General features: G+C 69.3%; 1 protein-coding gene. It reads right to left on the bottom strand.

Annotation, left to right across the window (positions count from 1 at the left end; translation table 11 throughout):
• The coding region (locus tag ACZ4EG_RS46525) for an amino acid adenylation domain-containing protein (protein ID WP_467795051.1) at nucleotides 1–5,717 on the bottom strand (5,717 nt) is incomplete at both ends.

Below are 5,717 nucleotides of genomic sequence, written 5' to 3'. Positions count from 1 at the left end.
TCCCCCAACACCCGCTCACGCACCACACCACCCAACACACCAACACGCCCCACCAACCCCCACGGATCCCCCACCACCCGCTCCAACACCCACAGCAGGCGGTCGATCAGAGCCCGTGCCGCAGCCTCGTCGAAGAGGTCCGTGCGGTAGGTCAGCTCCATCCGCAGTCCGTCGATCGGATCCACCACCAGACCGAGCGGATAGTTCATGGATTCGCGCATGCCGGCCGCGACAAGGCGCACGCCTCGGGATCCGCGGTTCTCCGGGTCCTCGCTCGACGGATGCAGACCGTTGGCCCCCGAGCGGAAGTTCTCGAACGCCAGCAGCGTGTCGAACACCGCGCCCTGACCGGCCAGCCGCTGAATCTCGGCCAGGCTCAGATGCTGGTGGTCCAGCAGCGCTGCCTGCTGTGCCTGCAGCTCAGTCAGCACATCGGCCATACGCTGCGCGGGGTTCAGCCGTACCCGTACCGGGATGGTGTTGATGAAGAGACCGAGCATGTCCTCCATGCCCGGCAGGTCGGCGGGTCGTCCCGCCACTGTGGCGCCGAAGACCACGTCGTGCCGCCCGGCCAACTGCCCGATCACCAGCGCCCAGGCAGCCTGCACCACCGTGTTCAGGGTGACGCCCTGCCTTCGAGTCAGCTCGTCGAGGGCTGTGCGCAGCGACTCGTTCGCCTCGGCGGAGGCAACAGCGGAACCGGCTTCCGTATCCCGGTCGATCGGCGCGATGAGGGTGGGTTCGTCGGTGCCGGCGAGGGCCTGCTGCCAGGCGTCGCGTGCGGCGGACTTGTCCTGCCTCGCCAGCCACGCAAGGTACTGCCGGTAGTCCGGCACCGGCGGCAGACCGGCCCCGCTCCCCTCAGCGTCGTAACAGGCCCACAGCTCACGCATCAGGATCGGCAGCGACCACCCGTCCAGCACAATGTGGTGCAGCGTTACCACCATGCGGTGGCGCTGTTCGCCCAGCTTGACCAGCAGCACCCGCAGCAGCGGCGGCTGTGCCAGATCGAAACGCCGTCCCCGCTCCGCAACCTCCAACTCCTCCAACGCCGCCTGGGCTTCCACCGCCCCAAGCCCGGACAGGTCCTCCTCCCCCCACGGCAACTGGACCCGCTCCACCACCGCCTGCACCGGCTCAGCAACACCAGCCAGCTGCCGGAAGCCCGCACGCAGACTCGGATGCCGGTCGATCAGCGCCTGCCACGACCCCCGCAACACCACCGCATCCAGCGGCCCCTCCAGGTCCAACAGCATCTGCTCGACATACACATCCGTGCCCTGCTCGTCATACAAGGCATGAAAGAGCAGACCCTCCTGCAACGGCGCCACCGGCAACACATCCACCAACCCCGGACACACCGCCTCCAACTCCTCCACCCGCGCCTGCTCCAACGCCACCAACGCAAAATCAGAAGGAGTAAACCCGCCGACGGACCCATCAGCGGCATGAGCGGCCAGACCGGACAACATCGCCGCCCAGCCCTCCACCAACCCCCACGCCTCCACCTCACCCAACAACCGACCCGGCCACGCCAGACTCAACACCAACACCGGACCGTCACCGCGCTCGTGGACGGCTGCCATCACCTCCAGGGCGTGCATCACCGGCACGGAACTGTCGGGGCTCTGGCCCAGGCCGATCCCACCGATCGGCTGCCAGTCCTGATCGCGGCCCGAGACCCGGCCCAGGTAGTTGAAGCCGATCTGCGCCTTGGGCAGCTGCGCCAGGACACCGCCGGTCTCCTGGTTCAGATGGCGCAGCAGGCCATAGCCCAGTCCGTCACCAGGGATGGAACGCACCTGTTCCTTGACCGACTTGAGCAGCGCGCCCGCTGCCGGTCCGCCGGCTCGCACCTCGGTCGGATCGAACGTCCCGGACGTCAGTCGTACCGGGTGGACGGCGGTGAACCACCCCACGGTCCGCGACAGTTCCATCCCTGCGGACAACGGCTCACGGCCGTGGCCCTCCATGTCCACCAGGATCCCGCGCTCGATGCCCTGGTCACCGCGCCACGCCGCCACCGCCGCGGCCAGCCCGGTGAGCAGAACGTCGTCGACTCCTGCGTGGAAGGCGGCCGGGACGCCGGTCAGCAGGGCCGACGTGACCTCCGCGGACACGGTGATCGAGGCCTGCCGTACGGTGCCCTCGACATCCCGGGCAGGATCGAGCGGCTCATCGGTCAGCAGCGCGCCCGCACCGTCGAGCAGCGCGGTCCAGGCCTCCAGCTCCGCCACCCGTTCGTCGGTCTGGGCCTGGGCAGTCAGCTGCCTCGCCCAGTGCCGGAACGAGATCGGCACCGACCCGAGCGCCGCCTCCCGACCATCCGCCGATGCCGCGTAGGCCTCGGCCAGATCCGGGAGCAGCACCTGCCAGGACACGGTGTCGATCACCAGGTGGTCGGCCACCAGCAGCAGTCGCCCAACGGCTGCCGGCCCGGCGTCGAACCACACCACCTGAAGCATCACTCCGGCCGGCGGATCGAGCCGACCTGCCGCCGTCCGCGCCTGCTCCTCGATCAGCCGGGACAGTTCCTCGTCGTCCAGGCCGGCAGCGTCCAAGCGCCGCACCCACGAATCAACCGCAACCGTGCCCGGCTCCGGTACGACCAAGCGCCGCGGCTCGCTCTCCAGGCGCGCCCGCAACACCTCGTGGTGATCCACCAGGGCCTGCACCGCTGCGGCAAGCGGCGTCAGCCGCACCTCGGCCGGGCTACGCACCACACTTGCCTGGACGACCTGCCCGATCCGGTCGACCCCGACCCGGTCGAGGACTTCGTGCATCACCGGCGTCAGCGGCACGTCACCGACGCCGGACTCCATGTGGCTCGGTGCAAGCTCCTCCGCCACACCGACGACGGCCGCAAGCCCCTCGGGAGTGCGCCGCTCGAACACCTGCCGAGACGTGATCACCACACCCGCCCGCCGGGCACTGGAGACCAGCAGCATCGACAGAATCGAATCGCCGCCCAGCTCGAAGAAACTGTCCTCGACACCCACCCGCTCAAGGCCCAGCACCTCGGCGAACAGCCCGCACAACAGCTCTTCGACCGGCGTGGCGGCGACACGGCCGCCCCGCGCTTCCACCGCAGGCACGGGCAGGGCCGAGCGGTCGAGCTTGCCGTTGACCGTCAACGGCAGCGCATCCAGCACCACCACCGCGGACGGAACCATGTACTCAGGCAGACGGGCCGCCACGAACTCCCGCAGCTCCGCGGCATCCGACGCCCGCTCACCGGCCGGGACTACGTACGCGACCAGCCGTTTGTCGCCTCCCTGCTCCTCGCGCACGATGACCGCCGCCTGGCCGACGCTCCCGTGCGCACTCAGCACCGATTCGATCTCACCGAGCTCGATACGGAAGCCGCGGATCTTCACCTGCTCGTCGGCGCGTCCGGCGAAGTGCAGCTGACCGTCCGCGCTCCAACGGGCCAGGTCGCCGGAGCGATACATCCGCTGACCGAGCAGGAACGGGCAGGCCACGAACCGCTCCGCGGTCTGCCCCGGACGGCCGACGTAGCCGCGGGCCAGCCCGGTCCCGGCGATGTACACCTCGCCCACGGCACCGACGGGCAGAGGCCGCAGGAGGTCATCGAGCACATAAACCTGGGTGTTGGCGAGCGGGCGGCCGATCGCGGGCGGTGCGTCTTGCGAGGTGATGCCCTCGCCGAGCGGTGTGACGGTGGTGATGACGGTGGCCTCGGTGGGGCCATAGGTGTTCCACACCCGAGCCTGCCCCCGCCATCGCGCAGCCAGGTCGGCACTCAACCGCTCAGCGCCCAACACCCAGTTGGACACCCCGGGCACCGACGCCGGGTCCAACACCCCGAGCAACGACGGCACCACACTCGCCACGCTCACACCCGCCGCACGGATCATCTCCGCCAACACCGCAGGATCCGTACGCTCCTCACTCCCGGCAATCGCCAGCGTCCCGCCCGCAGCCAGCGTCACCACCACATCCAGCACAGCCGCGTCAAAGCTGAACGACGCGAACTGCAGCGCGGTGACACCCACATCCACGCCCAGCACCGGCCGCATCGCCTCCGCCAGATTCACCAGGCCACCGTGCGCAACCGCCACACCCTTCGGGCGGCCGGTGGAGCCCGATGTGTAGATCACGTACGCCAGTTGGTCTAGCTCCGGCGACGACCCCAACGGTTCCCCGGACTCCGCGGCAATCGCGTCTGCCACCTCATCCAGGAGCACGGCGTCGAACGGCAGCCGGTCCAGCGCCTCGGAGGTGCTGAGCACCACCGCCGCGCCACTGTCGGCAACCATGAACACCAGCCGGTCCGCCGGGTATTCAGGGTCCAGCGGCACAAAGGCGCCGTCGGCCTTCCACACCGCCAACTCACCCACGACCATGTCGACACCGCGCGGCAGACACAGGCCGACCCGGGACTCCGGCCCGACCCCCAGCCCCCTCAGATACCGCGCCAGCCGATTCGCCCGAGCATCCAACTCCCCGTACGAGAGCACCTCTTCGCCGCACCGCACAGCCGCCGCCGTCGGTGACCGCCGCGCCTGGTCCTCGAACCGAGACAGTGCCGACCCTGCCGGCACAGCCCTCGTGGTGTCGTTCCACTCCTCCACCACCCGCGAACGCTCGGCCTCACCGAGGACGTCGATGTCACCGAACCGCGCCTGCGGGTTGTCCGCCATCTGCTGCAGGATGCGCACCAGCCGGTCAGCCAGAGCCCGAACCGTGTCCTCGTCGAGCACATCGGGGCGGTAGTCCAGTCGCAGCGCCAGGTCATCCGGGTTCACGCCGAGCGTCAGGTCGAAGTTCGTCGACTCGCGCAGGCCGGTGCCGGTGAGCGTGACCGCGTCCAAGGCAGGCGGGGCCGACGGATCGCCCGGATAGTTCTCGAATGCCATGAGGGTGTCGAAAGTGGCGCCAGGCCCGGTGATGCGCTGGATCTCGCTCAGGCTCAGGTGCTGGTGGTCCAGCAGCGCGGACTGCTGCGCCTGGAGACCGGTCAGCATGTCGGCGACGGTCTGCGCCGGGTCCAGTCGCACTCGTACCGGAACCGTGTTGAGGAACAGCCCGAGCATGTCTTGCATGCCCGGCAACTCCGCAGGCCGTCCCGCCACCGTTGCGCCGAAGACCACGTCGTGGCGCCGGGCCAGTTGGCCAACCACTACCGCCCAGGCGGCTTGCAGCACGGTGTTCACGGTCACGCCGTACCTGCGAGCCGTCTCCCTCAGGGACCTGGCCAGCCTCTCACCCGGCTCGGTGGTGAGAATGCGGGTCAGCACAGGGGTGTTGGTCGACACGTGGGGTGCGATGAGGGTGGGTTCGTCGGTGCCGGCGAGGGCCTGCTGCCAGGCGTCGCGTGCGGCGGACTTGTCCTGCCTCGCCAGCCACGCCAGATGCTCCCGGTGCCCACGCACCGGAGGCAGCCCACTGGCATGTCCACCAGCGTCGTAACAGGCCCACAGCTCACGCATCAGGATCGGCAGCGACCACCCGTCCAGCACAATGTGGTGCAGCGTGATTACCATGCGGTGGCGCTGTTCGCCCAGCTTGACCAGCAGTACCCGCAGCAGCGGCGGCTGTGCCAGATCGAAACGCCGTCCCCGCTCCGCAACCTCCAACTCCTCCAACGCCGCCTGGGCTTCCACCGCCCCAAGCCCGGACAGGTCCTCATCCCTCCACGGCAACTGGACCCGCTCCACCACCACCTGCACCGGCTCAGCAACACCAGCCAGCTG

The sequence above is a fragment of the Streptomyces sp. NPDC025638 genome (assembly GCF_055558775.1).
This window is presented reverse-complemented; position numbering and strand designations above follow the sequence as displayed.